33 protein-coding genes are annotated in these 24,831 nt (G+C 64.9%); 16 read left to right on the top strand and 17 right to left on the bottom strand.

Translation table 11 applies throughout. The features are described 5' to 3' along the window. Window positions 1–3: 3 nt before the first annotated feature. Window positions 4–708 (bottom strand): GrlR family regulatory protein, encoded by a 705-nt coding sequence (locus tag ACVMB1_RS11090; RefSeq protein ID WP_092086343.1) that lies wholly within the window; start codon window positions 706–708, stop codon window positions 4–6. Window positions 709–993: 285 nt separating this feature from the next. Here ACVMB1_RS11090 and ACVMB1_RS11085 point away from each other — a divergent pair, with 285 nt between their 5' ends. The 4 genes from ACVMB1_RS11085 (at window position 994) to ACVMB1_RS11070 (ending at window position 6,155) form a co-directional block, all read left to right on the top strand. Beyond that, window positions 994–2,085, top strand: coding sequence for a hypothetical protein (locus ACVMB1_RS11085; protein ID WP_141340482.1), 1,092 nt, complete (start codon window positions 994–996; stop codon window positions 2,083–2,085). Window positions 2,086–2,230: 145 nt separating this feature from the next. Beyond that, window positions 2,231–5,005, top strand: coding sequence for a xanthine dehydrogenase family protein molybdopterin-binding subunit (locus tag ACVMB1_RS11080; RefSeq protein WP_456849890.1), 2,775 nt, complete (start codon window positions 2,231–2,233; stop codon window positions 5,003–5,005). Then, window positions 5,002–5,526: a (2Fe-2S)-binding protein gene (locus tag ACVMB1_RS11075; protein WP_141340481.1), complete on the top strand. Its 525-nt coding sequence runs from the start codon at window positions 5,002–5,004 to the stop codon at window positions 5,524–5,526. The genes ACVMB1_RS11080 and ACVMB1_RS11075 overlap by 4 nt, the downstream gene beginning before the upstream one ends. A gap of 11 nt (window positions 5,527–5,537) precedes the next feature. Continuing rightward, entirely contained in the window at window positions 5,538–6,155 is a 618-nt protein-coding gene (locus ACVMB1_RS11070) for an Isoquinoline 1-oxidoreductase subunit (RefSeq protein ID WP_141340480.1), read from the top strand. Window positions 6,156–6,170: 15 nt separating this feature from the next. Here ACVMB1_RS11070 and ACVMB1_RS11065 read toward each other — a convergent pair whose 3' ends face one another. The 5 genes from ACVMB1_RS11065 to ACVMB1_RS11045 form a co-directional block, all read right to left on the bottom strand. Then, entirely contained in the window at window positions 6,171–6,320 is a 150-nt protein-coding gene (locus ACVMB1_RS11065) for a hypothetical protein (protein WP_092086355.1), read from the bottom strand. Between the two features lie 63 nt (window positions 6,321–6,383). Then, window positions 6,384–7,205, bottom strand: a complete 822-nt coding sequence (locus ACVMB1_RS11060) for a tetratricopeptide repeat protein (RefSeq protein ID WP_141340479.1) — start codon at window positions 7,203–7,205, stop codon at window positions 6,384–6,386. Window positions 7,206–7,237: 32 nt separating this feature from the next. Continuing rightward, complete coding sequence (locus ACVMB1_RS11055; protein ID WP_141340478.1) at window positions 7,238–7,924, bottom strand: substrate-binding domain-containing protein; 687 nt, start codon at window positions 7,922–7,924, stop codon at window positions 7,238–7,240. Window positions 7,925–7,929: 5 nt separating this feature from the next. After that, window positions 7,930–8,634: a hypothetical protein gene (locus ACVMB1_RS11050; RefSeq protein WP_200844444.1), complete on the bottom strand. Its 705-nt coding sequence runs from the start codon at window positions 8,632–8,634 to the stop codon at window positions 7,930–7,932. 198 nt (window positions 8,635–8,832) lie between these two features. Further along, on the bottom strand, window positions 8,833–9,867 hold the full coding sequence (locus ACVMB1_RS11045; RefSeq protein WP_024581543.1) for a glutamine synthetase beta-grasp domain-containing protein: 1,035 nt from the start codon (window positions 9,865–9,867) through the stop codon (window positions 8,833–8,835). 539 nt (window positions 9,868–10,406) lie between these two features. Here ACVMB1_RS11045 and ACVMB1_RS11040 point away from each other — a divergent pair. Further along, complete coding sequence (locus ACVMB1_RS11040; RefSeq protein ID WP_050386610.1) at window positions 10,407–10,619, top strand: DUF2735 domain-containing protein; 213 nt, start codon at window positions 10,407–10,409, stop codon at window positions 10,617–10,619. A 90-nt stretch (window positions 10,620–10,709) separates the two neighbouring features. Here the strand turns inward: ACVMB1_RS11040 and ACVMB1_RS11035 are convergent, their stop codons facing one another. Beyond that, window positions 10,710–11,021 (bottom strand): MliC family protein, encoded by a 312-nt coding sequence (locus ACVMB1_RS11035; RefSeq protein ID WP_057019926.1) that lies wholly within the window; start codon window positions 11,019–11,021, stop codon window positions 10,710–10,712. A gap of 85 nt (window positions 11,022–11,106) precedes the next feature. Here ACVMB1_RS11035 and ACVMB1_RS11030 point away from each other — a divergent pair, with 85 nt between their 5' ends. Further along, window positions 11,107–11,850 carry a tyrosine-protein phosphatase gene (locus ACVMB1_RS11030; RefSeq protein ID WP_057019925.1) on the top strand — a complete coding sequence of 248 codons (744 nt, stop codon included), beginning with the start codon at window positions 11,107–11,109 and terminating at the stop codon, window positions 11,848–11,850. Between the two features lie 72 nt (window positions 11,851–11,922). On the opposite strand, the gene ACVMB1_RS11025 is transcribed toward ACVMB1_RS11030, so the two are convergent. Both ACVMB1_RS11025 and ACVMB1_RS11020 read right to left on the bottom strand, forming a co-directional pair. Then, entirely contained in the window at window positions 11,923–12,129 is a 207-nt protein-coding gene (locus tag ACVMB1_RS11025; protein ID WP_038375209.1) for a hypothetical protein, read from the bottom strand. A 134-nt stretch (window positions 12,130–12,263) separates the two neighbouring features. Continuing rightward, window positions 12,264–12,953 (bottom strand): SGNH/GDSL hydrolase family protein, encoded by a 690-nt coding sequence (locus ACVMB1_RS11020; protein WP_456848546.1) that lies wholly within the window; start codon window positions 12,951–12,953, stop codon window positions 12,264–12,266. Between the two features lie 125 nt (window positions 12,954–13,078). Between ACVMB1_RS11020 and fabG the strand changes: the two genes are divergently transcribed. Together fabG and ACVMB1_RS11010 are read left to right on the top strand one after the other, a co-directional pair. Further along, a complete protein-coding gene (fabG, locus tag ACVMB1_RS11015) occupies window positions 13,079–13,759 on the top strand; it encodes a 3-oxoacyl-ACP reductase FabG (protein WP_057020061.1) in 681 nt (226 codons plus the stop codon). After that, the gene (locus ACVMB1_RS11010) at window positions 13,760–14,017 is read left to right on the top strand and encodes a hypothetical protein (protein ID WP_349629105.1); all 258 of its coding nucleotides are present in this window, start codon (window positions 13,760–13,762) and stop codon (window positions 14,015–14,017) included. A 278-nt stretch (window positions 14,018–14,295) separates the two neighbouring features. Here the strand turns inward: ACVMB1_RS11010 and ACVMB1_RS11005 are convergent, their stop codons facing one another. Beyond that, complete coding sequence (locus tag ACVMB1_RS11005) at window positions 14,296–14,640, bottom strand: hypothetical protein (RefSeq protein WP_141340475.1); 345 nt, start codon at window positions 14,638–14,640, stop codon at window positions 14,296–14,298. A gap of 133 nt (window positions 14,641–14,773) precedes the next feature. On the opposite strand from ACVMB1_RS11005, the gene ACVMB1_RS11000 reads away from it, so the two are divergent. The 3 genes from ACVMB1_RS11000 to ACVMB1_RS10990 all read left to right on the top strand — a co-directional run bounded on the left by ACVMB1_RS11000 (window position 14,774) and on the right by ACVMB1_RS10990 (window position 16,262). Beyond that, the gene (locus ACVMB1_RS11000) at window positions 14,774–15,457 is read left to right on the top strand and encodes a DUF2161 domain-containing phosphodiesterase (RefSeq protein WP_057020059.1); all 684 of its coding nucleotides are present in this window, start codon (window positions 14,774–14,776) and stop codon (window positions 15,455–15,457) included. Between the two features lie 107 nt (window positions 15,458–15,564). Continuing rightward, window positions 15,565–15,864: a putative quinol monooxygenase gene (locus tag ACVMB1_RS10995; RefSeq protein ID WP_076832055.1), complete on the top strand. Its 300-nt coding sequence runs from the start codon at window positions 15,565–15,567 to the stop codon at window positions 15,862–15,864. An 89-nt stretch (window positions 15,865–15,953) separates the two neighbouring features. Continuing rightward, on the top strand, window positions 15,954–16,262 hold the full coding sequence (locus ACVMB1_RS10990; protein ID WP_016843036.1) for a hypothetical protein: 309 nt from the start codon (window positions 15,954–15,956) through the stop codon (window positions 16,260–16,262). A gap of 136 nt (window positions 16,263–16,398) precedes the next feature. On the opposite strand, the gene ACVMB1_RS10985 is transcribed toward ACVMB1_RS10990, so the two are convergent. Then, a complete protein-coding gene (locus tag ACVMB1_RS10985; RefSeq protein WP_456816145.1) occupies window positions 16,399–17,022 on the bottom strand; it encodes an N-acetyltransferase family protein in 624 nt (207 codons plus the stop codon). A gap of 140 nt (window positions 17,023–17,162) precedes the next feature. After that, window positions 17,163–17,561 carry a PaaI family thioesterase gene (locus tag ACVMB1_RS10980; RefSeq protein ID WP_456827520.1) on the bottom strand — a complete coding sequence of 133 codons (399 nt, stop codon included), beginning with the start codon at window positions 17,559–17,561 and terminating at the stop codon, window positions 17,163–17,165. A 149-nt stretch (window positions 17,562–17,710) separates the two neighbouring features. Here ACVMB1_RS10980 and ACVMB1_RS10975 point away from each other — a divergent pair, with 149 nt between their 5' ends. Then, window positions 17,711–18,496: a cobalamin-binding protein gene (locus tag ACVMB1_RS10975; protein ID WP_057019918.1), complete on the top strand. Its 786-nt coding sequence runs from the start codon at window positions 17,711–17,713 to the stop codon at window positions 18,494–18,496. Between the two features lie 193 nt (window positions 18,497–18,689). On the opposite strand, the gene ACVMB1_RS10970 is transcribed toward ACVMB1_RS10975, so the two are convergent. Then, complete coding sequence (locus tag ACVMB1_RS10970) at window positions 18,690–19,967, bottom strand: ArgE/DapE family deacylase (protein WP_456848544.1); 1,278 nt, start codon at window positions 19,965–19,967, stop codon at window positions 18,690–18,692. Window positions 19,968–20,021: 54 nt separating this feature from the next. After that, complete coding sequence (locus ACVMB1_RS10965; protein WP_430641972.1) at window positions 20,022–20,714, bottom strand: pyridoxamine 5'-phosphate oxidase family protein; 693 nt, start codon at window positions 20,712–20,714, stop codon at window positions 20,022–20,024. Between the two features lie 105 nt (window positions 20,715–20,819). Here ACVMB1_RS10965 and pdxR point away from each other — a divergent pair, with 105 nt between their 5' ends. Genes pdxR through ACVMB1_RS10950 form a run of 3 tightly spaced genes read left to right on the top strand, consistent with a single transcriptional unit; the run spans window position 20,820 to window position 22,787 of the window. Continuing rightward, on the top strand, window positions 20,820–22,334 hold the full coding sequence (gene pdxR / locus ACVMB1_RS10960; RefSeq protein ID WP_456827518.1) for a MocR-like pyridoxine biosynthesis transcription factor PdxR: 1,515 nt from the start codon (window positions 20,820–20,822) through the stop codon (window positions 22,332–22,334). A 46-nt stretch (window positions 22,335–22,380) separates the two neighbouring features. Next, entirely contained in the window at window positions 22,381–22,530 is a 150-nt protein-coding gene (locus tag ACVMB1_RS10955) for a hypothetical protein (protein WP_167350431.1), read from the top strand. 11 nt (window positions 22,531–22,541) lie between these two features. Beyond that, on the top strand, window positions 22,542–22,787 hold the full coding sequence (locus ACVMB1_RS10950) for a DUF6719 family protein (protein ID WP_210262764.1): 246 nt from the start codon (window positions 22,542–22,544) through the stop codon (window positions 22,785–22,787). Window positions 22,788–22,838: 51 nt separating this feature from the next. On the opposite strand, the gene ACVMB1_RS10945 is transcribed toward ACVMB1_RS10950, so the two are convergent. Both ACVMB1_RS10945 and ACVMB1_RS10940 read right to left on the bottom strand, forming a co-directional pair. Beyond that, entirely contained in the window at window positions 22,839–23,246 is a 408-nt protein-coding gene (locus ACVMB1_RS10945; protein ID WP_057019915.1) for a hypothetical protein, read from the bottom strand. Window positions 23,247–23,285: 39 nt separating this feature from the next. Next, window positions 23,286–23,435: a hypothetical protein gene (locus tag ACVMB1_RS10940; RefSeq protein ID WP_456827517.1), complete on the bottom strand. Its 150-nt coding sequence runs from the start codon at window positions 23,433–23,435 to the stop codon at window positions 23,286–23,288. A gap of 440 nt (window positions 23,436–23,875) precedes the next feature. Between ACVMB1_RS10940 and ACVMB1_RS10935 the strand changes: the two genes are divergently transcribed. After that, a complete protein-coding gene (locus ACVMB1_RS10935) occupies window positions 23,876–24,100 on the top strand; it encodes a hypothetical protein (protein ID WP_456827516.1) in 225 nt (74 codons plus the stop codon). A gap of 43 nt (window positions 24,101–24,143) precedes the next feature. On the opposite strand, the gene ACVMB1_RS10930 is transcribed toward ACVMB1_RS10935, so the two are convergent. Next, window positions 24,144–24,701, bottom strand: coding sequence for a CreA family protein (locus ACVMB1_RS10930; protein WP_028332339.1), 558 nt, complete (start codon window positions 24,699–24,701; stop codon window positions 24,144–24,146). Between the last annotated feature and the right edge of the window lie 130 nt (window positions 24,702–24,831).

Raw genomic sequence — 24,831 nt, 5'->3', positions numbered from 1 at the left:
TCCTCAGGCGCGGCGCATCAGCCGCAATTCGGCGGACAGACGAAGGCTGCGCTTGCCGGCCAGCGCGATGCCTTCGAGCTCGGCACCGTCCGCACGGCACGAACCGGCAAAACCGATGCCGACTTCATAACCGCCGAACACCGGGTACTCGCCCTTCGCCGGCGTATGCTCCTGGTTGACGATCTCGCCTCGCCAGCGGCCATCGGCCGACGAATACGAACCGAGATAGTAGAAGAACGCATCGCCGCCGAGGATGCGGCCGTCCATCAGCAGCATGACCCCGGTGAGCCCGGCATCGACACCGTCGAGCGCGCGCAGATGGATCGAGTACAGTCCGTTGACGATGCCGCCGGGACCGACCGCCCCGCGCGGCGGCAAGGCCTCGTCGTCGAGCGGCGCCAAATTCGCCCAGAACACGCCGTCCGGCATGGCGTCGGCCTTGCCCTCGAGCAGGATGGTGGAACCCTCGCTCCTGCCGCGCACCTTGATGACGGTGACGTCGGCGCCCATCAGCGGCTTGAAGTTCGGATCGTCATTGTGGCGCTCGGTGATCACCTCGGCGGCGATCTCGCCTTCCGTCACCTGATAGGTGCCGAGATGGGCAAAGGCCGAATTGCCGCCCAGCATCTTGCCGTCATGCATGCACATGATGCTGCGGCCGAATGCGCCGTTGATGCCGTACTCGACCTTGTAAAGTCCGTTGAGCACGCAAAAATCCAAAAAATAAAATTGATTCTATTCGCCCCATAGCACCAGGCCGAGCGCCGCACCATTGCGTCTTTTGGCGCAGGCACGCCCGCAATGTCCGGGTGTGGACAGCAGCCGATTCGTCGCTTAGCTGTAGGCACCGCCCGCGTCGTGCTGCGTCACGCGGGATCCGGTCTGCCGGTTCTCTGATCTCCCAGTTCATTGTGTCCAAGCATTTGCGCATTCCGCCAATGGTCGCGCGGCCGCACCCGGCCTCGACACAGGCGAGGCTTCGAGGAGAATCACATGATCAATCGCTTTGGCCTGGCCGCCGCGCTGGCGCTGCTGCTCGGCGGCGACGGCACAGCCCTGGCCCAGTCACTTCCCGACTATATGGGGCCGATCTCCGGTAAGACCTCATCAACGCCGGCCGACGTCGCGACCAAGGACGTGCTCGCGCTCAACACCGGCATGTTCGAGCTCTACGGCGATGCGGCGCGGATCTTCCAGAAGAACATCCTCGACAAACACCCGGTGATCCTCGGCCTGTTCTCCGGCGCCGGCGGCCGCCTGATCCTGTACCGGCCGGGGAAGCCGCCGACCGAGGCGCCGCAGGTGCCGATCGTCTATCAGCTGCTCAAATCGGTCGGCCACAGCACGATGGCGCTGGCCGAGGTGGTCGGCCCCTATGTCAACAATCCCGACGACAAGGCATGGCGCGGGTCGATGCAGGCCTATCGCAGCCGGATGCAGTCGGCGCTCGACGGGCTCGATGCCACGCCCATGCAGGCGGACTGGCGCGACAACAACCGTGCCATCCTCAAGAACAACATCGCTTTCATGGATGAATGCCTCACCGCGGGCGCGATCCCCTTCGCGACGCTCGAGGCGTTCGGCAAGAAGCAGGCGCCGCTGCTCGCCAAGAACGTCGCCTGGGCCGCACAGACCCAGGTCGCGCACTGGATGACGGTCATAGCCGACTGGAAATCCCAGCTCGGCGCCGACTGGGACAAGACCTACGGCGCGAGCAACACGATCTATGTGGCGCGGCAGAACAACGTGATCTTCAGCGTGCTGGCGCAGTTCTTCGGGCCCGACGCCATCAACAGCCGCCTGATGCTGATCGAGACGATCTCCTTCACCACCACGCCATCGGACATGCTGGAATCGCTGACCCGGATCATCGCGGACCGCTCGGTCGGCGCGCTGTTCTTCGGCAGCTATCACCTGATGGACTATGAGCTGATGGGGGGCGACGCGCGTGAGGCGATCATCGCCGAGACCAAGAAGCGCGGCATGACCGCCTTCCTGCCGCCGCTGGTGCCGTTCGGTTCCAAGCAGTGGCCGACGCTGATCACGCCGGGTCCGGGACCGGCCACCATCGCCGACCTGAAGTGAGACCAAAGCTACGAGTGAGGCAGCTACGACCTATTGCGGCGTTGCGGTTGCGCTCGCTTTGCCGCAATACTTTCACGTGCATTGCACCAATTGTTAAACCCCGGCGCGATATGCCGTCGTCGAGGTGTCGATGAAAGATCAGACCATGCGGCCTTCGCGACGCGATTTCGTGAAGTGGTTGTCGGCAGGCGGCATCTCGGTCAGCCTGTCGCATCTGGCGCTGGCGAAGGAACCGGCTTTCGCGACCCGCGAGACGCTGCCCGGCCGCGGCCATTTCAACCCGGCGGAAAAGGGCGCCGGCCGTGTCGACGGCGTCGCCAAGGTCACCGGCGCAAAACTCTACGCGTCCGACTTCCGCGCCGCCGACATGCCGGGCTGGCCCGCGACCACCGCGCACGCCATCCTGGTCCGCGCCGATGACGCGACGCATGTCTATGCCGGCATGGACCTCGCCCGTCTCGATGGTCCGGCAAAGCCGTCGGTTATCGTGACCGCTGCCGATCTCGACCGGATCGGCACGCGGGTCCCGGAATTCTACACCGGCGACCTGTTCTGCCCGGTCGGCAAGACGCCGCTCTATCTCGGACAACCGGTCGCGCTGTTGATCTTCGAGCAGTTCGACGCCTTCGACCGCGCGCGCCTCGCGCTGCGCGACGGCGGCTTCGTCAAATTCGGCGACGAGACCGGGCCGGTCATCCTGCCGAACTACGGCGCGTATCGCTTCACGCGCGTGGCGGGCGCCTCGCCTGACGCGCCCGACATCTATTCGCCGATCCAGGCCGGTTGGGTTTCGCCGAGCCGCATCCAGAACGCGGCGCTGCCGGTCTGGCTGCCGCTCGCCAAGGAGACCAAGGCCGACTACGCCAAGGCCGCAACCCATGGCGAAGCGATCCGCGCCCAGCTCGCCAAGGACGATCCATCACAGCTCGTGCTCGACCGCGAGTTCGAGACCCAGTCGGTCGATCCGATGTTCCTCGAGCCGGAGAGCGGTCTCGCCTGGTACAGCGACAACAGCGGCAATCTCGAACTGGTGCTCGGCGTGCAGTCGCCCTATGAGGCGACCGAGTCGATCGCCTTCATGCTCGGCAAGGCTCGCCCGCCGTTCCGGCCCTCGCACATCAACGCGCAGTTCGCCCATGTCGGCGGCGGCTTCGGCGGCCGCGACCATACCCCGTTCGTGCTTTACGTGGCGCTGGCGGCGATGTTCTTCCCGGGCCGGCCGGTGCGGCTGGCGCAGGACCGCTACCAGCAATTCCAGGGCGGCATCAAACGCCACCCGATCAAGATGCGCTCGCGGATCGGCATCGATCGCGCCAGCGGCAGGATCACGGCATTTGCCGCCGATCATGTGCTCGACGGCGGCGGGCTCGCCAACTTCTCCGCCAATGTCGCGGTCGTCGCCGCGACCGCTGCGATCGGCATCTACGACATCCCGAAAGTCGACGTCACCACCGTGGCGCTGCACTCGCGCGGCGTCACCGCAGGCTCGATGCGCGGCTACGGCACGCTGCAGACCATGACCGCGCTCGAAGTCCTGGTTGACGAGGCGGCGAGCGAGCTCAAGGTCGATCCGATCGCGTTCCGGCGCAACAATGCGCTGAAGCAGAACGGCCGGACCATGACCGGCAATCCCTACATCGTGTCGGTGCGCACGCCAGACATCCTCGACAAGCTCGAGAAGCATCCGATCTGGCAACAGCGCGCTGGCTTCAAGCAGAAGGCGCCGGAGGGACGCCTGGTCGGCACCGGCGTCGCCTGCGTCACCAAGGATTACGGCTCGGGCGCGGATTGCTCGCTCGGCCGGGTCGAGATCGACCCCGAGGGACGGATCGCGATCCACTGCGACCACGTCGAGATGGGCAACGGCGTCGGCACCGCGCTCGCCAACCGGGTCGCGAGCCATCTCGGCGCCGTCGCCGACGAGGTCGCGGTCTCCCGGGTCGACAGCTACGACGCGCTCGGGCTCGTCACCTCGGGCGATCCCTACACGATGGATCAGAAGACCCAGGATCTCGCCGAGAAGAACCCGCGCTGGGTGCCGGCGATCAGTTCGGCAACCAGCGCGTCGATCGGCGCCCATGTCGGCACGCACTCGTCGGCCGAGGCGGCCCGCGTCATCTTCCGCTTCGGCCTGTGGCCGGCGGCGCTCGAGCTCTGGCACATCGCCAAGGCCGATCCCCGCACCCGCCAATGGGACAAGGCGCACTGGAAGGATGGCCAGCTGGTGCTCGACGATCTCGCGCCGCTACCCTTGCCAAAGCTTGCCGCGACCGCGCATGCGCGCGGCTTCGTCACCGGCGCCATCGCGCACAGCTTCTCGCGCTGGGCCTGGTCGCGCGCCCGCTTCCCGCTGTTCGGCGAGCAGTACCGCGCCGAGATCGACGCGCTCGCTATTCGTCGCGGCCGGAGCCAGTTCGAGCGGATCGACCGAACAAGCGTGAAATTTCCACCGACCGACAACAACCGGATCGGCACCGCCTACACCTCGATGTGCGGCACGCTGGTCCGCGTCGAGATCGAGCGCGCGACCGGCAGCTTGCGCATCGCCAAGGCCTACAGCGTGTTCGAATGCGGCCAGGCGCTGGTGCCTGAAGTGGTGCTCGGCCAGTCGCATGGCGGGTTCGCGATGGGCGTCGGCTACGCCCTGCTGGAAACCCTGCCGCCGTTCGAGGGCGGGCCCGGCAACGGGCAGTGGAATCTCGGCCAGTACCTGATCGCGCGCGGCTCCGACCTGCCGCTGCACGATCTCGAGATCGAGATGCTGCCGCCGCTGACGCCGGACGAGCCGCCGAAGGGCATGGCCGAGGTGGTGATGATCCCGATCGTGCCGGCGCTGCTCAACGCCATCAACGATGCCACCGGCCACCGCTTCCGCTCACTGCCGGTGACAACAAGCCTGCTCAAGGGAGCGCTGGCGTGACGACGCTCAACCTCACCATCAACGGCCAGAAGCACGGTCCGATCGAGGTCCGCGACGACCTCTCGATGAACGATTTCCTTCGGGAAATGCTCGGGATGACCGGCACCAAGTTCGGCTGCGGCGCCGCGCAATGCCTGAGCTGTGCCGTTATCATCGATAATCCCGACGGCACGAGCTACACCACCCCGACCTGCGTGGTGCCGGCGGCCAATTTCGACGGCAAGGCGATCCGCACCGTCGAGGGCCACGCCAGGGACGGCGAACTCTCGGCGTTGCAGCGCGCCTTCATCGACCACTTCGCGTTCCAGTGCGGCTATTGCACCGCCGGTTTCCTCAACGAAGGCCAGGTGCTGCTCGAACGGCTGGCGAAGACGCCGGTGGCGCGGGACCAGCTCGAGAGCGTCATTGCGGATGCGCTCGACGGCCATCTGTGCCGCTGCACCGGCTACATCAAGTATCACCAGGCGGTGCGCGACGTGATCCTCGCCGATGCCAAACGCTATCTGACCGCCAGCAAGTGAGCGCGCGAGCAATGCCATCGCAAACGCGGTTTCGGATCGTTGCGGTGCTGACGGCGCTCGTGACCAGCCTGTGCGCAGGCTACGCGGCGTCGGAAAGCGCGAGCCACGCCCTCGCCTCGCCGGAAAGCTTTGCCGGCATCGAGAATGTCGAGCAGCGCTCGGCGGCGATCTTCACCGAGCTCGGCAAGGTGTTGACGCATCCGCGCTGCACCAATTGCCATCCCGCCGGCGACAGCCCGCGGCAGGGCGACATCAGCCGCATGCATCAGCCGCCGGTGACGCGCGGTGCGGACGGCCACGGCAAGGACGCCATGCGCTGCTCGATCTGTCACCAGCACGCCAATTTCGACCCCGGTCGGGTGCCGGGACACCCGGAATGGCACCTTGCGCCGCGCGAGATGGCATGGGCCGGCAAGACCGTCGGCGAGATTTGCGCGCAAATCCGCGACCCGGCACGCAATGGCGGCCGCAAGGTCGAGGAGCTGATCGAGCATATCGGCAAGGACACGCTGGTGGGCTGGGCCTGGCATCCCGGCTTCGGCCGCGCACCGGCACCGGGCACGCAGGCGCAGGCCGGCGCGCTGGTCGAGGCCTGGGTGAAGACCGGCGCGGCCTGCCCAGCGCCTTAGTTGCGCAACTCCGAACTAGTGGCGCTTGAAATACTGCACGTCGCGCTCGTGCTTCTCCGCCGCCGCGCGCGACTTGAAGGTGCCGAGATTGCGGCGCTTGCCGGTCTTCGGATTGACCTTGCGGGAATAGAGCCGGTACTCGCCGGAACTTAGTTTGCGGATCATCGCAACGCCTCGCCAATGCCTTTCGCATGTCAACGACATGCCGCGGAGAGCGTTCCAGTTCGGTTAGAAGCAGAGATTGGTCACGGCATTGCCGCGCTTGTCCTTGATGACATAGGGACAGCGGGCCCGCTCCAGCGCCTTCTTGGCATCCTCGTCGCCGAGCGCCGCCGCCCGCTCGTAATAGGCTTTTGCGGCATCGCTGTCCTTCGGCCCGCCGCGACCGGCCTGCGCGAAGGCGCCCATCCGCTCCAGCGCGCCCGGATGGTTCTGCGCAGCGGCCTTCTCGAACAGCGCCCGCGCGCCGACATCGTCCTGCGCGCCGCCCTGGCCTTCGGCCAGCATCATGCCGAGCTGGTACTGCGCTTCGGCATTGGTCTCGGCGGATTTGGCGAGCAATTCGCGCGCGCGTGCCGGATCAGCTGCCGCGCCGCCGCCGCCGAGCGCGGCGAGATTGCTGACGCCGCGCGCGTTGCCGGCCTGCGCCGCGCGCTCGAACAATTTGCGGGCCTGCGCCTCGTCTTTGGCAACGCCGGTGCCGTTGCCGTAGAGCACGCCGAGCTCGACCATCGCCGAGGTCGAGCCCTTGTCGGCGGCCTTGCGCCAAGCGCTTGCGGCTTCCGCCGTCTGCCGGTTGGCGGCATAGGCCCGGCCGAGCTGGTACATCGCGCGGCGCGACGATCTTGCGGCCACCGCGCAGTACTTGATCGCGGTCGCGATGTCGGCCGACGCGATGTCGGGCACGCCCTTCACGTCGGCCGGCTTGTCGGGATCGGTGGGATCGGCGGCAAGCCGGTCGCACAGCACGAGATCGGCGGATTGCGCGTGGGCGAGCACCGGCGCGGCCAGCGCAGCGACGACGACAATAGCTTGGAGAGGTCTGAACATGGGCGGCAGGTTGCGTCGCTGTGCGGGCAAATTCAAGGCTCAAGCCCGGTCTCGCGCAGCACCGGCGCCACATCGGCTGACGACAAATAGCGCAGCAGACGATCAGCCGCTTCCATGCGCTCCGACGTCGTCATACGGCCCGCGGAGAACACCGCCGGCGTCTGCAAACCCAGCGGAATTGGCCCGACCACCTCGATGCCATCGATCTGCTTCAACTCACTGATCTGCTGGATCGCGAGGTCGGCCTCGCCGCTGACGAGCTTCTCCGCGGTGAAGCCGCTCGGAATGATCACCGCCCGCGCGTTGATCGCCTCCACAATGCCGAGCCGCTCGATCAGCTGCGCGAACAGGATGCCGCTGGCGCCGAGCCGCGAATAGGCCACCGCCCGCGCACCGAGCAGCGCCGCACGCAGCGCGGCTTCAGTCGCGATGTCGGGATGAGCCGCCCCCGCCTTCACCGCGACGCCGACATAGGAGCGCGCGAGATCAACGGCACTTTCCCGCGCAACGCGGCCCTCGCCGATCATCTCGTCGAGGCCCTGGCGGGTCAGGATCACGAGATCGGAGCCCTCGCCGCCGCGCAGGCGTTCGAGTAGTGCCAGCGTCGGGGCGAAATCGGCGTCGATCGCAACGCCGCTCGCCGCCTGATAGGCAGCGGCGAGCCGCGCGACCGCGCCCTTCAGCGCCAGTGTCGAAAGAACGCGAACCGAATTGCCCATATGGCCTATGCCCGCCGCATCAGCTTGAGCGCGGCCGTGAGGCGCAGGCTGCGCTTGCCGGCAAGCGCGGTCGCCTCCAGCACGGCGCCCTCGGCGTCGCAGGTGCCGGCAAAGCCGATGCCGACCTCGTGGCCGCCAAAGATCGGGTTCTCGCCCATCGCCGAAGTGTGCTCCTGATTGAGGATCTGGCCCTTCCAGCGGCCTTTCTCGGAGGTGTAGGTGCCGAGATAGTAGAAGAAAGCGTCGCCGCCAAGGATGCGGCCGTTGTTCAGCAGCATCACGCCGGTGAGGCCGCCGTCGACCCCGTCGAGCACGCGGATGTGGATCGAATAGAGCCCGTTGATGACGCCGCCCTCGCCGACCCCGCCGGCGAGCGGGATGTCCCCCTCGGTGATCGGCGTCATCACCGACTGGAACGGCACGCCGGGCAACTCCTTCAGCTCGCCCTGGAAGCGGTAGAGCTCGCCGTCCGGCCGGCCCTTGGCGATCAGCGTCGCATCATCGGTGCCGGCCATCGCGCGGTAGTTCGGATCGGGGTTGTGGCGAACGGTCTGGATTTCGACCGCGACCTCGTCGCCGTCTTTTGCGTAGGTGCCAATATGAGCGAACGCCGAATTGCCGCCCAGCATCTTGCCATCGCCGACATACATCACGCCGCGGCCGACGGCGCCGCCGAGTTCGAACCGGACCTTGTAAAACCCCTCAAACAAGCGCCGCATCCCCGGCAGCCAAGATGCACCCGTTATCTAGCGCGGTTCATAACGCAGCGAAACCGGTTTCGGCGGAACGCCGCCTGCAAAGGGTATCGCTAAATAGCGAAGGTCCGCCAAGGCTGTCGCCCTGGCGGACCCGATTTGCGGTACCGGATGGCTCCATCCGGGTCCGATAGCAGCTTAGGCCGCAGCCACTTAAGCCGCAGCCTTGGCGCCGGTCGGCACCTCGGAGATCGTCTTCAGGATCTGCGAAGCGATCTGGTAGGGGTCGCCTTGCGAGTTCGGACGACGGTCTTCCAGATAGCCCTTGTAGCCGTTGTTGACGAAGGAGTGCGGAACGCGGATCGAGGCACCACGGTCAGCCACGCCGTAGCTGAACTTGTTCCAGGGCGCGGTCTCGTGCTTGCCGGTCAGGCGCTTGTCGTTGTCCGGGCCGTAGACGGCGATGTGATCCATCAGGTTCTTGTCGAAGGCCTTCATCAGGCTCTCGAAGTACTCCTTGCCGCCGACTTCGCGCATGTACTTGGTCGAGAAGTTGGCGTGCATGCCCGAGCCGTTCCAGTCGGTGTCGCCGAGCGGCTTGCAATGGAATTCGATATCGATGCCGTAGCTCTCGGTGAGGCGCAGCATCAGGTAGCGGGCCATCCACATCTGGTCAGCGGCGGTCTTGGAGCCCTTGCCGAAGATCTGGAATTCCCACTGGCCCTTCGCCACTTCGGCGTTGATGCCTTCGTGGTTGATGCCGGCGGCGAGGCAGAGATTGAGATGCTCTTCGACGATCTTGCGGGCGACGCTGCCGACGTTCTTGTAGCCGACGCCGGTGTAGTACGGGCCCTGCGGCGCCGGATAACCCTCTTCCGGAAAGCCGAGCGGACGGCCGTCCTTGTAGAAGAAGTATTCCTGCTCGAAGCCGAACCAGGCGCCTTCGTCATCCAGAACGGTGGCGCGCTTGTTCGAGACATGCGGCGTCTTGCCGTCGGGCATCATGACTTCGCACATCACCAGCACGCCGTTCTCGCGCGCGGCGTCGGGATAGCAGGCGACCGGCTTCAGCACGCAGTCAGAGCTGTGGCCTTCAGCCTGCTGGGTGGACGAACCGTCAAAGCCCCACAGCGGAAGCTGTTCGAGGGTCGGGAACGACGCGAATTCCTTGATCTGCGTCTTACCGCGCAGGCTCGGCGTCGGCGTATATCCGTCGAGCCAGATATACTCGAGCTTGTACTTGGTCATTGAACCTCTCTGTTGATGATGCAAAACCGTGAGGAACCGAAAGCCAGTCGGCCGCCGCACGCGTACCCGGCCACCATCGGCCGGCTCTTACTAAGCAATTAAAATGCCAGTCGCTGCACTGCGGTGCCCGCCCGGCCGCGGATGTCCACAGCGGAGATCGCATTTTTTTCTGCGACATAGCAGCGCGGCTGGCATGCGCCGCGGTCAGTCAAAATCTTCTCCCAGCGCCCTCCGCCGCCCGTTTCTGCAGCAAATTCGGCTACGGCATCGCCTGCCGCTTAATGCGGCGGCAGCGCGATGTGACAGTTCGTGTCCAACGATCGGGTGCCCCGCAACCATCGTCGCGGCTCAAGCGTTGGTCAGCTACATCCTGCCTCACAGGAAGCAAACCCGAATCTGCCCACGAATTAGCCAAACAATGACTATTTCTTGTTCACTTGCACCCCGCCCAGCCCGGGCCGATATCGAAAACACGGTAACCACACGCGAATGAGTCGGGCGCACCATGGAGGCTCGCTCCGGCCAAAGGAGACTTTGACATGATCACCACGGGCCAAAACCAAGGACCGATCCAGGGATCGGCAACAATCTATCAATTCCCGGCAGGGGGCCGCGCGGCTCTCGGCGGACGCCGCTACGGCGAAGCGCGGACCGCGCTCGAACTCGCCGCTGAAGTCGAGACCTCGGCCTGCAGCGAGAGCTGGTACCATCAGGCGGCCATCGACGACGCCAAGCCGGGCCGCGATCACTGATGCCGATGCGATCGAGGGGCGCGACGCAAAAACGTCAGACAGCAGCAGAACAATAACAAGGGTCGGAACGCGAGCGTTTCGGCCCTTTTTTCATGCCAGCTCGCAGGCCGTCGCCGGCCGCCTTGCATGCCGGAGCCTGGCAAGCCCGGCCCGGCTGATCTCGAGCGTGACTCCGCCGCCCTTGTAGCGCGTGCCCGTCAGCGACAGGCGCTTCTTCAGCGTCACCGCCTTGCCGTCGAGTTGCAGATGCGCGCGCGTATCCCCGTTGAAGAACCCGGCAATGAATTGCGTGCCGTCGGCGCAGCGATAATTCCGAAAGGCGGACTGCGCCGACACGTTCGAGGAACCAAAGAGCTCGAAAAGAATTGCGCCGATGACAATGGCGCCCCCGCGATAAGTCATATTCTCCCCCCAACGGGCCGGTTATAGACCTGTCTGCGCCGCTATTCCTGCGCCAAGACCTCATCAGCTGCAACAGGCCCGCCCGATGTCCGAAGCCCCTGCCCGTCATCTCAATCTCGCCGGCGCCAGCAATTTTCGCGACCTCGGCGGCTACCAGACGCGCGACGGGCGGACGGTGCGCTGGCGCCAGATCTTCCGCTCCAACCATCTTGCGCATCTTACCGAGCAGGACGTCGCCGTGGTGCGCTCGCTCGGGGTCAGAAGCGCGTTCGATTTTCGCGGCGTCGCCGAGCGCGCCGAGGCGCTATGCGGCATGAGCGACGTCACCGTGCATTCGCTTCCCGTCGAGCCGACCGTGGTGGCTTCGCTGCGCGAGATCGCCAGCAACCGTCAGCTCTCGGAAGCCGATGCGATCGACGTGATGCGGGACTCCTACCGGGGCTATGTGCAGGACAACACCGCGCGCTACCGCACGCTGTTTGCCCATCTATTGGAAGACCGCGCACCGCTGGTGATCCACTGCACCGCCGGCAAGGATCGCACCGGCTTTGCCTGCGCGCTGATCCTGCACGCACTCGGCGTATCCGATCAGGTGATCGCGGACGACTATCTCCTGACCAACCGGTTCTACAAACGCGACCCGGCCCACAGCACCGAGCTGCCTGACGACGTCAAGCAGGTGCTCGGCACCGTGCGCGCGGCATTTCTGGAGGCTGCATTCGAGGCGATCGATGCCGACTATGGCAGCCTCGACGGTTATTTCCGCGACGGCCTCGGGCTCGGCCAGGCCGAGCGCAAGGCGCTTGAAGGCCGCTATCTGCAGGCCTGATCAGTTCGCCCGACTTTTCGAGCGACGTGCACACCGGTTCGCGTGAAGAAAACGCGGCTGAACCAAAAAAGCTCAGGCCGCTGCGGCCTCGAGCTCGAGTTCCGCATCGAGGTCGGCAATCACATCCTCGAACGCCGAGATCGCCTGCTGGATCGCGGCGATCTGCATCAATTCCCAGCTGCCCACTGGTCCGTTGCGGTTTTGCAGCGCCACCACGAGATCGCGCCGCTGCTCCTTAAGCTGAACCAGCGGTAAACCGTGATCCGGAAGATTTCCCATTCGCATAACCCCTACCTTGGCTGGAGTTCCGCTTCTAAGGAAAGGGTTCTGCAAACGACTTACAGAACTGCTGCAAATTTTATCCAACCGGCCCTACCCCGTAGTCTTACGTAGTCGGGCCGACGTCGTTGGGCTTACGTGATCGCCTCCGGCTTCAAGGCGTCGTCGATCGCGCCGAACAGCGACTGGGTTACGCAATTGGTCGCCCATTCGCTGGTATGAAGCTGCCCGCCATCGTCGAGCTCGGCGAGTGGAATCCCGTCATCGGTCCAGCGCTTCATCAGCGCGAAGCGGCTGAACAGATTCACCTTCTTGCTTGCGGTCACTTCGGCGATCATCGGCATGATCACGTTGGCGAGATTGAGCGCAGCTTCCGTGCCGACGATCGCCTGCGTGTACTGGGAATCCATCACGACGACGTCAAGCGGAAGCGCTGTGAGCACGTCGAGCCCGGCCTCCAGCGTCGCGCGCACCTCGGCCGGATTGTAGCCCTTGTAGACGGCGTTGGTGCCGACCTGCCAGATCACCAGCACCGGCGCCTCAGCCGTCACGTCGGACTCGATGCGCGAATATTCCTCCGGCGCCTCCTGCCCGCCGATCCCGCGATTGATCACGTCGATCATCCGGCCGAAGAAGCGTTGCCGCAGCAGCATCTCGAGCCGCGGCGGAAACGGCAGGATGTTGTCGGCGCCCGCGGTCGAGGACGATCCAAGCGCCATCAGCTTGATCTTGCGCTGATGCCGCAGCGCATCCGCGAAGTGCGGCAGCTTATGTCCGAACCTGATGAGATCGGGATGGGTTTCGCACGGTCTGGGTGTCGGCATCGCAAACATCCTTGAGGTGAATGAATTGATGAATGCGCGCAGTAGGCGGCGAAATTGGCGGCATTGCAAATGAATTCCGCCTGATCATAGTGGGCATTCGTTTGCTCGCGAATGCGGAGACCGCCATGCACGGAAAAGCCATCGTCATCACGGGCGCCCTTGGCGCGCTTGGCAAAGTGGTCGCCACAGAGGCGCTGGCGCGCGGCGCGCGCGTCGCCGGCATCGATCATGCCGCGTCAACGCTTGCGGCGACGGCCGACCATATGGAGCTGGGCGGTGTCGACCTCACCGACACGGCGCAGGCGACCGCCGCGATCGACAAGGCGGCCGCGCATTTCGGCCGGCTCGACGGGCTGATCAACATCGCCGGCGGCTTTACCTTCGAGGCGGTCGGCGACGGCGACCCGGCGACCTGGCAGCGCATGTATGCGATGAACGTGATGACGGCGCTCAACACCTCGCGCGCCGCTATCCCGCATCTCACCAAATCGGGCGCCGGACGGATCATCAATATCGGCGCACTCGGCGCCTTGCAGGCGGCCTCCGGCATGGGTCCCTATGCCGCCTCGAAGGCCGGCGTGCACCGCCTTACCGAGTCGCTCGCTGCGGAACTGAAGGGCAAGGTCACGGTCAACGCGGTGTTGCCCTCGATCATCGACACCGCCGCCAATCGCGCTGCGATGCCGCAGGCCGACATCTCCAAATGGGTGACGCCGAAAGAGCTCGCCCAGGTGATCCTGTTCCTCGCCAGCGATGCCGCGAGCGCCGTCACCGGCGCGCTGCTGCCGGTGAACGGGCGGGTTTAGATGCGCTCCCTCTCCCGGATGCCTTTCGGGTCGATCTGGCCGATGCCATATGCTCGTGATGACTACTGCAGAAGACATCGAAAAGGCCGTCGACGGCTGCCTCCTCGTGAGCTGGCCCGCTTTCGCGCCTGGTTTGAAACGTTCGATGCCGAGCGTTTCGATGCAGCGATCGAACGGGACGCAAAGGCCGGGAAACTCGACGCCTTGGCGGACGAGGCCTTGGCAGCTTATCGCGCCGGACAGTCGCGCGACTTGTGAAGCACTCGGCCTCCCCCAAATTTTGGACTGCCTACGAATAACTACCCGTTCCAATCCGTGAGCTCGCCGACGCGAACTTTGCGCTGTTGAAGCGCAATTCACGTCATCCATCTCTACAATTCAAGAAGATCGGGCGATTTTGGTCCGTTCGGGCTGGCTTGCGCTATCGCGCGCTTGCCGTCGAAACAAACGAGGATACCTCTGGTTCTGGATCGGCTCGCACGCAGAATATGATCGCCTGATCAGCTGAGGCCGCGAGCGCGACTAGCATCGGCAGTTCAGTCCGCAACCAGCAGCCGCAGCTTCGACCGGAAGCGGATGCTCTGCTTGCCGGCGAGCGGCATGCCGTCACCTTCGGCTGTCTGGTCGGTGTAGGTGCCGGTAAATCCGATCGTGACCACCTTGCGTTCCCACACCGGGCGCTCGCCATCGGTCGGCGAATGCTCCTCGTTGGTGACCTCGCCCTTCCACTTGCCATCGGCTGCGGTGTAGCTGCCGTAGGCAAAGAAAAACGAGTCGCCGCCGCGCATCTGTCCGTCGCGCAGCACCATGACGCCCTGGTTGCTGCCAGAGACGCCGTCGAGAAATTCGACGGTGATGTGATCGAGCCCGTTCCGGATCATGAGCTGCGCCTGGTCCCGGTTCCGACAATAGCCGCTCGGCCGTGTCTTGGGCAAATTCCAATCGCATCGGCGGGCGCAATTCCGCGCTATGCTGGCGCACCGAGTCGCGGCCGATGCCGCAGGAGCCTGCCTGTTGGAAACCGCGCTTTATCTGCCCGTCAAACGCTTCCTGGAAAAGCTCGGCTTCACGGTGAAGGGCGAGATCGGCGGCTGCGACCTCGTGGCGCTGAGCGGCGATGATCCACCGGTCGTCGTGGTTGGTGAACTCAAGCTCGCCTTCAATCTCGAACTGATCCTGCAGGCGGTCGATCGCGCCGGCGCCGCTGACGAGGTGTGGATCGCGGCCAAGGTGTCGGCCCGCGGCAAGGGCCGCGAGAGCGACGCGCGCTATCGTAATCTGTGCCGGCGGCTCGGCTTCGGCATGCTCGGTGTCACCGACCGCGGCGACGTCGAGGTGCTGGTGCCGCCGCCGACCGCGGCGCCCCGCCGCAATCCGAAGAAACGTTCACGGCTGATCACCGAGCACCAGAAGCGCAAGGGCGATCCCGCAATGGGCGGATCGACGCGGGCGCCGATCATGACCGCCTACCGGCAGCAGGCGCTGGCCTGCGCCTGTGCGCTTTCGGATGGGCCGCGGCGGGTGCGCGACCTCCGCGCGGATATTCCCGACGCCGGCAAGATCCTGCTGCATAATGTCTATGGCTGGTTCGATCGCGCCGAGCGCGGCATCTATGTGCTGACCGATGCCGGTCGCGCCGCGCTGAAGCGCTGGCCGCAGCAACAGATGAGTGCATCCGGGGCAGAAGCCATCCCGTAGAGCATGATCCGGAAAAGTGCGAAGCGGTTTTTCGAAAAGATCATGCTCAAACAAGAACCTAAAGTGCGATGATGACTTGGCTTCATCGCGCATTGGAGGGGGAAATCATGATCGTCGTCACCGGCAGCGTCACCGCCCGCCCCGACTCGTTCGACGAGGTGCGGCGGCTGAGCCTTGAACATGTTCATCGCTCGCGCACCGAGCCCGGCTGTATCTCCCACGCGGTCCATGTCGACTGCGAGAATTCGCTCAGACTGGTGTTCTTCGAGCAATGGGCCGACCGCGCCGCGCTGGCGGCGCATTTCGCGGTCCCTGCGTCACGCGATTTCGTCCGCTCGCTGCAATCTCTCGCGGCCGCGGCGACCACCATCGAACTTTATGACGCTCACAAGATTGAGAGACTCTAGCTGCATGGCTGGATTGCCATCTCACATTCATATTGCAATGCAACATTGGGGACCTTACGTATCTCTCGCGATTCAATGATGAGGCGGCGATGAGCGGAGACTGGAACACCAAGTATGGCACCCGGCGCGTGCGGCATGATCCGCCGACGCTGGAAGAAGCAATCTTCGCTGCCATCGGCATCACCGATGACGTGGAGGCCCAGGCCGAGATCGCGTCGGCCCTCATGGGGCTGCCCTATGACGACGTGCTCGCCGAGGTGAAGAAGACCGCGCGCGTCAGTGCCCGCACCGGCACGGCAACCCGTGTCATCGCCGGCGAACAGGGCGCGCAGCGCTCCGTGGTAGTCGAGCGCCGCGTGGTCCGCCGCTTTGCGACCGACAAGCGCACCGGCACCTGAGACGCACCATCCAATCGCTGAAAGAAAAAGGGCAATCCATTGAGTGGATTGCCCTTTTTCGTTTGATCTGGGGTTCTTGTTGGACGCGTTTCCTTCACGCGAACCGGTATCCACTTCGCTTGGAAACGCTGCCGATTCAGGCCGCCCGGCCCCAGCCGGAGATCTGCATCACCATGCGCCAATACGCGCGGTTCATTTCGACGATCGCGTGCGCAGCCTCGACCGGCGTCACCGCGGCGACAGCCGGCGCCGCTTCGGGCTGCTTTTGCTCGCTCAGGTCGATGCTGCCGGTCGACTCGCCATGACGGAAGGTCAGCTGGGCACCGAACTTGGTGGCGAGCGCCCGCATCGCATCGTTCTGTGCGCCAGTGGTGATGCGCAGGCTGCCGTAGCCCTTGGCGTGCGCCTCGGCGATCAGCTTGCGGAACAGGGTGCTGCCGACGCCCTTCCGCCGCGCCGACCGCTCGACGCTGAAAGCGATCTCGGGCTGGGCATCCGGTGACTGCTCCGGCGGATGCAACTCGGCCGCGCCGCGGACCACGCCGTCCTCGAAATAGGCGATGATGACCGTGCCGTCATTGGCGCAGCGCTCGGCGTAGCGGCGGATGAAACTGTCGTCGATGAAGCCATGAAAACGATCATGACGGCTGGTGCGATCCAGCCGCAGCAGGTGATCGCGCAGCAGCGGAAGCTCTTCCTGCTGGCTCAACGTCCGCACGGTGCCCTTGGCGGCCGTCGAACGAATGGAATCATAGTTCATTTCATAACTCCTCTTGGTAGCCCTCGAGGAGGCGTCGAGTCCCTAGCAACCCCTATATTGTGCGACGCACCATAAAATTCAAGCGCCGAGATTCATTCAATTAAGGCATGTGGTGATTGGTAAATCACATTATCGCCCCATCATAGTACCAGCTGTGTCTGGGTCACTACCGCGACCAGCTTGCCGTCTTCGGTCTCCAGCCTGGTCTGCCACACCTGGGTCCGCCGCCCGCGGTGAACCGGTGTTGCGGTCGCAATCACGGTCGTCCCCTCCTTGGCGCCGCCGATGAAGTTGGCCTTGCTCTCCAGCGTCGTGGTGCCCTTGGCGTCCCCAGGCAGGTTGATCACGGTCGCGGCGGCGCCGACCGAGTCCGCAAGGGCCATCACCGCGCCGCCATGGATCGTGTTGCGGAGGGTGCAGAGGTCCGGCCGCACCACCATTTTCGCGACCACCCGGTCCTGATCGGCCTCGATGAACGTAACGCCCTTCAGTTCCGCAAACGGCATCTTCATCGACTGGATCTTTTCGAGCGGCGTCATGGGCACTCCCTGCTTTGTGGCCTTCTTCGAGGTTGATATCGGGCATGATGGATTGCCAGAGCGGGCCCTGCAATGACGTCTGAGGTAATGGCGCGAATGACGTCATGACATCAGTGACAATGTGCCTCGGAGCCTGCATACCGCCTGCCATGCGCGACTTCCCTCCCCGTCGGATCGTCTGCCTGACCGAAGAGACGGTCGAGACGCTCTATCTGCTCGGCGAGCAGGACCGCATCGTGGGCGTCTCCGGCTACGCGGTGCGGCCACCGCAGGTCCGCCGCGAGAAGCCGCGCGTGTCGGCGTTCATCTCCGCCGACATGCCAAAGATCCTGGCGCTCGACCCCGATCTGGTGCTCGCCTTCTCCGATCTGCAGGCCGACATCGTCGCCGATCTCGTGCGCGCCGGCGTCGCCGTCCACGTCTTCAACCAGCGCGACGTCGCCGGCATCCTCGCGATGATCCGCAGTCTGGGCGCAATGGTCGGCGCCGCCGACCGCGCCGATCGGCTCGCGCAAAACCTCGAACAACGGCTGGCGACGATCGCGGCAACGCCGCGTCCGGCACCGCGGCCAAAGGTCTATTTCGAGGAATGGGACGATCCGCTGATCAGCGGCATCGGCTGGGTGTCCGAACTGACCGAGATCGCCGGCGGCGAGGACGCGCTGCCGCATTTGCGCGTTCACAAGGCGGCGAGGGATCGCATCGTCACGCCTGACGCGGTGCGCGCGGCGATGCCCGACGTGATCCTGGCGTCCTGGTGCGGCAAGAAGGTCGTGCCCGACCGCATCCGCAAGCGTGAGGGCTGGAGCGAAATCCCGGCGGTGCGCAACGACCGCATCGTCGAGATCAAGTCGCCCATCATCCTGCAGCCCGGCCCCGCCGCGCTGACCGATGGGCTCGATGCGATCGTGAAGGCGTTGTGGGCGGAGCGCTGAAACCTCCAGCGTCGTCCCGGCGCAGGCCGGGACCCATACTCCGCGGCTAATGTTGTGATCGGGACTCGTCCTCGCAGCGCTGCACAACAAGCAGGATTTGTGGTTATGGGTCCCGGCCTTCGCCGGGACGACAGCGAATTTGTTGCGCAATCACGCACAAGACTATGATTGCAATGGCATAGGGAGAAGGAAGCTACGCCTTCTCTACGCCGCACCATTCCGCGATGAACAGCGCCATCGCCTTGGTCGCTTTCCGCAGCGACTCCAGTTCGACATATTCGTTGAAGCCGTGCATCGCCGCGCCGGTGGCGCCGAAGCAGAGGCTCGGGATGTTGTGGTTCAAACCGTAGAAGCGCGTGTCGGTCAACGCGGTGAAGGCGCGGTCTTCCACAGCGCCGCCATAGACGACCGAGTGCGCCTTGGCGAAGGCAGCTTCCGGTGCCTCGGAGTTCACCAACTCGTAGCCTTCCGACAGGAAGCCCGACCATTCGACCTGCGGCGGATTGTTGGAGAGGAAGCGATGATCGCGCGACGCCGCCGACACGCAGGCCAGAATCTCCTTCTGGCACTCGGCGATCGACCAGCCCGGCAAGACCGCGATGCGGCAGTCGACGTCGCACCAGGCCGGCACGCTGGAGGCCCAGTCGCCTCCCTTGATGATGCCCGGATTGAAGTTGATCGGGTGATTGACGCCCTTGAAATGGCGGTCGGCCTTGGCGCGCTCGTTCCAGGCGATCTCGAGCTTCTCCAACGCATGCACCAGATGATACGCCGCCATGATCGCGTTCGAGCCCGCGCCGGCCTCGAACACATGCACCGGGAAACCGCGCACCTTCAGGCGGAACCAGATCACGCCGACCTGCGAGCGGATCATCGTGCCGTTGGTCGGCTCCGGGATAAAGCAGGCATCGGCGCGATAGCCGCGCTGCAAGGTCGAGAGCGCGCCGACGCCGGTGCTCTCCTCCTCGATCACGGACTGGAAGTGAATCCGCGCCGTCGGCTTCAGGCCGGCCTTCACGATCGCATCCAGCGCGTAGAGCGCGGCGATCGTGCCGGACTTCATGTCGCAGGCGCCGCGGCCATACATCCTGCCGTCCTTGATGACGGGCGAGAACGGCGGCGTCTCCCACATCTCGAGCGGACCGGTCGGCACCACGTCGCAGTGGCCCTGCAGGATCAGCGATTTGCCGGCATTGCTGGCCGGGCGGTAGGTGCCGACCACCGTGCGTGCCTTCGAGAAATCATGCTCGATCGGGCCGAAGCCGCGCAAATCCTTCAGCTCGTCGAGATTGATGTGCCAGTCGTCGACCTCGTAGCCGCGCTCGCGCAGGAGATCGCCGATCATGTCCTGGCACGGCCCCTCGGCGCCGCGGGTCGAGGGGATCGCGACAAAGGCCTGCGTCGTCGCAAGCTGCGCATCGAATCCCTCATCAACAGCGGCAAGGATTCGTTGTTGCGTCTCGGCAGTCATGCTTTGGCTCCATCGGGAAAACAGATCAGGCGGGAGCCGCAGCGTAGCCCGATTTCACTCCGCCTTGTATTGCGCAAAATAGGCATCCCGCAATGCATCTTCGAGCAGCCGGCCCTCCGAATAACCATCGAGCGTCTTCGGCCGCGTCACGCCGTCGAGCAGCCGCGGACACGGCTCCGGCGCGCCGAGCACGGTGCGCACCGGAATGCGCTCGGCATAGATCGGCAACTCGTAATCCTCGTCATCGTCGGCGACGCCCTTGGCGCGAATTTTTGCCGAGGCCTCCTCGATCTCCATCGCGATGAACGAGGTCGCCTTGATCTCCTGCTTGTTGCTGGCACGCAGGCTCGCGGTGCGCTCGGGAAAGAAGCGGTCGACCATCGCGACGATCGCGCGTTCCTTCTCTGCGGGGTCGGTGACGAGATAGGCCGACCCGAACGCCATCACCGCGCGATAGTCGGCCGAGTGGTTGAAGCCGCAGCGCGCCAGCACCAGGCTGTCGAGATGGGCGACCGTCAGGCACACGCGTTGCCCTTCGGACTGGTTCTCCAGCATCCGGCTCGCGCTCGAGCCGTGCCAGTAGAGCCTGGTGCCCTCGCGCCAGAAGAAGGTCGGCGTGCAATAGGGCTGGCCGTCGATCACGTAGGAGACGTGGCACAGCATCGAGGCGTCGAGGATCTTGTGCACGGTGGCGTGGTCGTAGAAGCCGCGGTCGTGGCGGCGCTTCACGCGGCTGCGGGACGACATGGGATAGGACGGAGCGGATGCGCCTTCGGTCACGGTGAGCCTTTCGAAATCTGGAATCTGTCCAGAGTTGTAGCGGCTCATTTGGTCTGCGATAGTGCCAATTCCATGCGAAAAATTCCGACCAATTCTCGGGAGCCCGCGGCGCGCAAGGCCGAGCTGCCGCTCGATCTCGCCGGCCCGCACGTCACCCCCGGCGCGGCCTCGCAGCAGCGGCTCTATCAGGCGCTGTGCCACGCGATCGTCGGCGGCCTCGTCAAGCCGGGCGAGCCGCTGCCGCCGTCGCGCGCGCTCGCCAAGCAGACCGGCTTCCGCCGCAACGCGGTCACCACGGCCTATGAGCGGCTGATCGCCGACGGCTTTGCGGTGGCAACCACGGGCTCCGGAACTTTCGTCGCGGCGCGCATTCCGGCGCAGGCCGCCGCACCGCGCCGCGCAAGGATCGCGATCGAGCCGCCGCAGCACAATGCGCTGTCGCTCGGCTGCACCCATATCGACGAGCGCGCATTGCAGCGCTTCCGCGCCTTCGCCGGCCGCAGGCTGCGCGCCTTCGGGTCCGAGCATCTGCATTACGGTGATCCCCGCGGCAGCAGCGAGCTGCGCGCGGCGATATCGGACCATCTGCTGTCGGCGCGCGGGCTGCGCTGCGACCCCGACCAAATCATGCTGGCGTCCGGCACGCTGCATGCCCTGCGCATCGTGCTCGGGGCGATCCTCAAGCCCGGCGACCAGGTCTGGTGCGAAGACCCTGGCTATCCGGCGGCGCGGCGCGCGATCGAGCATTGCGGCTATCGTCCGGTGTCGGTGCCGGTCGACATGTCGGGCATGCGCATCGACAAGGGGCGCGCGTCCGCGCCGCAAGCGCGCGCTGCCTATGTCACGCCCTCGCACCAGTTTCCGCTCGGCGTGCAGATGTCGATGCCGCGCCGGCTCGAGCTGCTCGACTGGGCACGGGATGCCGGCGCCTTCGTGTTCGAGGACGACTACGACAGCGAGTTCCGCTACGACGGCGCGCCGCTGTTGTCGCTGGCCGGCATCGATCATCTCCGCCGCGTGATCTACATGGGCACGTTCGCGAAGACGCTGTTTCCCGGATTGCGGATCGGCTATTGCGCCCTGCCCGAAGCCTTGATCGGCCCGGTGACGGCGGCGCGCGCCGCGCTCGACCGCTTTCCCGCCACGTTGATGGAAGGCGCGGTCGCCGACATGCTGAACTCCGGCGCCTTTGCGGCTAACTTACGCAAATCGCGCAAACTCTATCGCGAGGCGCGCGACATCCTGGCGTCGACGCTTGTGAGCGCATCCGAAGGCGAGCTCACAGTTCCCGTGCCCTCGCAGGGCCTGCACCTCGTGGCGCGGCTCGATCCCGCGACCGATCCGCTGATTGCCGCGCAGGCAAAGGCTAATGCCGGCGTCGGCGGCTGGCTGCTCGCCGAGACCTATCATCGCGCGCCGCCTCTGCCCGGCTTCGTGCTGGGATTTTCCGGCCATCCGGTTCCGCAACTCGTTGCATCGGCGGAACGATTGGCGAAGACAACGCTCGCCGCGCTGCGCGCGACGCGCAAGACATCGGTCAAGCCATCCGCCAAGCCGCAGCGCTCTAGGAGAATCGCAGTCACCTGACTAAGGTCGCCCGCGTTCAGTCAGTGTCCGCTTACGGAGATACCGGATGCCAAATCGCAACGTCCTGTATCTCGTGATCGCCGCGCTGGTCGTGATCGCAGGCATGCTCGGCTACAATCTTTATCAGGCGAACAAGCAGCCCGAAGGCCTTCAGATCAATGTCGGCCCCGACGGGCTCAAGATCCAGAACAAGTAAAGGAGGCTGCGATGCTGCGCTTGGGATTCGTCGCGCTGGTCAGCGTCGCAGCTCTTGGCGCGATGACTCAATCCGCCGCAGCAGAGCAGTCCTACATGCGCGAGGGCGACATCGTCGATCTGCGGGTCGGCCAGCGCGTCCTTGTCGATGACGGCTCGTGCCCGGCCGGGCAGATCAAGCAGGTGGTCGGCTCCAGGCTGAGCCAGAACGGCGTGGTGCGGACCAGCAGCTGCGTGCCCCGCCTCGCCAAAAAGTAAAACGCCCCGCTGTCGCGAGGCGCTGCGGTCCTCATTGCTTTGATGCGCGGCTCAGTTCGAGACCGGCTCGAACATGCATTGCAGGGTCGGCTTGGCGATCTTGGTGAAGGTCGGGCCGATCTCACCCTGCTTGGACGGCGGCACCCAATCGGTCTCGATGGTCGGCACGCCGGTCTCGCTGATACCGCGCAGCAGCGCCTGGCGCAGGTCGGGATCGTCCACGGTCGCGGCGGCGTGGTCGTGCAGGCAGCCGCACACCGCCTCGGGATGCGCCCAGCGGCCGAGCATATGCGGCGCGCATTGCCGCACGAACTCGTCGCGCGGTTCAGGCACGCGGTACAGTGAGCGGATCTGCATCGATTCGAGGGGGAGCTGGGATTGGGCCTGCGCGGCGCCCGCCAAAGGCCCCATCAGGACGAGCGATGCCAACATCGCGGCGGAACAGATACGGAGCAGCATGGGGAGCCTTTACCGGCAGTTCTATTTTTTGCGTCGCGCTCAGTTTGCCTGCGCCAGCACCATCGGGGCCGGGGTGACCACCGGCGAGCCGTTATAGGAGAAGGTGCCGATACCGGGCAAACCGCTGTCCGGGGAGCCTGCCATCGACGAACCGGCCATCACAAAGGCGAAGGTGAGGATCAGGCTCATGGTTCGCATCTGACAGTCTCCGTTATTCCGCTCGGCATCCGGCGCCGTTATGTGACGGTCTGATAACGATCTGCCGTTTCCGGAGTTCTGCGGAACAAGCCGAAAATGGTTTCGTCGGAACTCGAATTGTTTCGTCGACCAGCGGTCCACGAAACATTCGGCGGAAAACACCAATGATTTCATCGGCAGGAGCGTGGCTGAAAGGCTGTTGAAAACTTCGCACGACAATGCCGGACCCCGGCCACTGCCGGAGCGACGGCCAATTATGCGTGCAAACTGAACGAGCTAGCGCGCTTTGTTAACTTTCCTTTGCTGAGAGGAGAAGCAGCACAGCAAGGGCGGCGGTGAACCGGGCGGCGGTTTCGTCGACTCATGTCTGGGCGCCGTGCAACCATCTTCGCGGTGGCACGTTGTCGTAATCCCTCCCGATCCAACGAAGGATGTCAGTCGTGGGCAATGGCAACATCGGTGTTGGCAATGAATCCGCGGCGAGCAAATCCGGCCAGCAGCAGATGACGGCCGCGATGCCGCAGCAAGGCGCCTACGTGATGGGCGACAATGAGTGCGCGCCGCAGAAGCTGGTCCGCCTCGTCGGCTGCCGCGACTCGAAGGTCAAATCGGGCCTTGGCATCAGCGCGAAGCAGTTCGGGCAAACCGAGCGCTAGCTCGCCCACCGCCTCAGCCGCCTGGGCCAAGCCCCTGCTCCAGCTATTGAATGAACTCGCCGCACTTCTGCACGGCAGCATCGGCCGCGCCCCACGGCATGATCGGCACCGACGACGTCGAGTTCTTTGGCGAGCCCTCGATCAGGCGGTCCGAATAGACCATGTAGACCAGCACGTTGCGCTTGGCGTCGCAGCCGCGCACGATCTGCATCTTCTTGAAGAACAGCGACCGGCGCTTGCTGAACATGTCATCGCCCTGCCCGAGCTTGGTCTTGAAGCGGATCGGCCCGATCTGCCGGCAAGCCAGCGAGATATCGGAGACTTCCTCGGCAAGGCCAAGCCAGCCCTTGAAGCCGCCCCTCTCCGGCACCGTGAAGTGACAGGCGACGCCCTCGACCTCGGGATCGTCGACGCCATAGGTCGCGAGCTTGTCGTTGGGGCTCACCCATTTGAACACGGTGGAGCGGCGAAAGATCAGGTCCGGCTCGTCGGCCGCGACCGCAGGACCCGCCTGCCCCAAAGCCAGCAACATCAGCAGCACCGCGCATCCCCATCGAGACAACCGTCGCAGGTCACACAAGCTCACAGTTCTCGATGTCATTGAGGTCTCCGCGGGGTGGGTCCCGCCTATGTAGTGCGCAAACGCCGCACAGGAAGGCGCTGACAGTTCGGTGATCGAACGCGGCGCTTTAACCTCTTGTGAGGCTTTTTTGTTACTCTTTCGTCGAAAA

The organism is Bradyrhizobium sp. USDA 4504 (assembly GCF_054063995.1).
The sequence above is the reverse complement of the archived record's forward strand: the minus strand, read 5'-3'. Positions and strand labels throughout refer to the sequence as shown.